This is a genomic window from Pseudomonas sp. PA27(2017), assembly GCF_001945445.1.
GTDB lineage: Bacteria > Pseudomonadota > Gammaproteobacteria > Pseudomonadales > Pseudomonadaceae > Aquipseudomonas.
Genome location: NZ_MSXW01000056.1, coordinates 1 through 2,059, shown reverse-complemented (window position 1 = coordinate 2,059; position 2,059 = coordinate 1). Strand labels below are relative to the sequence as shown.

Annotated in this window: 3 protein-coding genes and 1 pseudogene; all 4 read left to right on the top strand. The window is 63.1% G+C overall.

The window, feature by feature from the left end; all coding sequences use genetic code 11:
• Positions 1-113, top strand: a pseudogene (locus BVH06_RS25555) (dTDP-glucose 4,6-dehydratase); the annotation flags it as partial.
• 3 nt (positions 114-116) lie between these two features.
• Entirely contained in the window at positions 117-986 is an 870-nt protein-coding gene (gene rfbA, locus BVH06_RS20075) for a glucose-1-phosphate thymidylyltransferase RfbA (protein ID WP_075935264.1), read from the top strand.
• Complete coding sequence (gene rfbC, locus BVH06_RS20070) at positions 986-1,531, top strand: dTDP-4-dehydrorhamnose 3,5-epimerase (protein ID WP_075935263.1); 546 nt, start codon at positions 986-988, stop codon at positions 1,529-1,531. The genes rfbA and rfbC overlap by 1 nt, the downstream gene beginning before the upstream one ends.
• On the top strand, positions 1,528-2,059 hold a 532-nt coding region (gene rfbD, locus BVH06_RS20065; protein ID WP_075935265.1), incomplete at its 3' end, for a dTDP-4-dehydrorhamnose reductase. The genes rfbC and rfbD, both read left to right, overlap by 4 nt.

Below are 2,059 nucleotides of genomic sequence, written 5' to 3'. Positions count from 1 at the left end.
CCAGCGGCCTGCGCAAGACCGTAAACTGGTACCTGGACAACCTCGACTGGTGCCGCCGCGTTCAGGACGGCAGCTACCAGCGCGAACGGCTCGGCGCGCCCAAGGAGCAATAAACGATGAAAGGCATCATCCTCGCCGGCGGTTCCGGCACCCGGCTGCACCCGATCACCCTGGGCCTGTCCAAGCAGCTGCTGCCGATCTACGACAAGCCGATGATCTACTACCCGCTGTCGGTGCTGATGCTCGCCGGCATCCGCGAGATCCTGGTGATTTCCACGCCCCACGATCTGCCGCAGTTCCAGAAGCTGCTTGGCGACGGCAGCCAGTTCGGCCTGCAGTTGAGCTATGCCGAACAGCCGGAGCCGGATGGCCTGGCCCGCGCCTTCATCATTGGCGAAGCGTTCATCGGCACTGATCCGGTGTGCCTGATCCTCGGCGACAACATTTTCCATGGTCAGCACTTCACCGAAAAACTGCTGCGCGCCGCGGCAGCGGACAGGGGCGCCACGGTATTCGGCTACTGGGTCAAGGACCCTGAGCGCTTTGGCGTGGTGGAGTTCGATGCTCAGGGTCAGGCGATTTCCATCGAGGAAAAACCGGCCCAGCCACGCTCCAGCTATGCCGTAACAGGCCTGTACTTCTACGACAACGACGTGATCGAGATCGCCAAGGCGGTCAAACCGTCCAAGCGCGGCGAGCTGGAAATCACCGACGTCAACAACGCCTACCTGCAGCGCGGCGATTTGCGCGTCGAGCGCTTCGGCCGCGGCTTCGCCTGGCTCGACACCGGCACCCACGACAGCCTGCTGGAAGCCTCGCAGTACGTACAAACCATCGAGCACCGCCAGGGTCTGAAAGTCGCCTGCCTGGAAGAGATCGCCTACGGGCAGGGCTGGATCGACCGCGAATGTCTGCTGCGCCAGGCCAAGGCATTCGGCAAGACCGGCTATGGGCAGTACCTGTTCAGCCTGGCCGAGGACAACTGATGCACATCATTCAAACCGCCATCCCCGAGGTGTTGATACTCGAACCCAAAGTATTCGGCGACGAGCGCGGGTTCTTTTTCGAGAGTTTCAACGCCCGCGCCTTCAGCGAAGCCACCGGCCTCAATCCGGAGTTCGTCCAGGACAACCACTCGCGCTCGCAGCGCGGCGTGCTGCGCGGCCTGCACTATCAGATAGAGCAGGCCCAGGGCAAGCTGGTGCGCGTCTCGGCCGGCGAGGTGTATGACGTCGCCGTGGATCTGCGTCGCCAGTCACCGACCTTTGGCCAGTGGGTCGGCGCGCACCTGTCGGCCGAAAACAACCGGCAGATGTGGGTACCCGAAGGCTTCGCCCACGGCTTTCTGGTGCTCAGCGAGTTCGCCGAGTTTCTCTACAAAACCACCGATTACTACGCGCCGGCCTTTGAGCGCTGCATTCGCTGGGACGACCCGAAGCTGGCCATCGACTGGCAACTGCAAGGCGAGCCCAAGCTTTCCGCCAAGGATCAGCAGGGCATGCTGTTCGACGACGCCGAGCTGTTTCCATGAGGATCCTTGTGCTCGGCCAGCAGGGTCAGGTCAGCCGTGAGTTGCAGTCGTTGCTCAGCCAACAGCACGAACTTATCGTGCTCGGCCGCGAGCAGCTCGACCTTGCCGATACTGCGCGTTTGCGGGAAGCCGTGCGCCATCTGCAGCCGGAGCTGATCATCAATGCCGCCGCGCACACGGCGGTCGATGCCGCCGAAAGCGAGCCGGAGGCGGCCTTTGCGATCAATGCCATCGCCCCCGGCGTACTGGCCGAAGAGGCCGCGGCACTCGACGTACCCTTGATCCACTACTCCACCGACTACGTGTTCGATGGCAGCAAAGCCACTGCCTATGACGAGGACGATGCTCCCAACCCGCTAGGCGTATACGGCCACAGCAAGCTGGCTGGCGAGCAGGCCATCGCGGCGGTGGGTGGCAAACACCTGATCCTGCGCACCAGCTGGGTGTATTCCCTGCACGGGCGCAATTTCCTGCTGACCATGCAGCGCCTGCTGCAGGAGCGCGAACAACTCAGCGTGGTGGCCGACC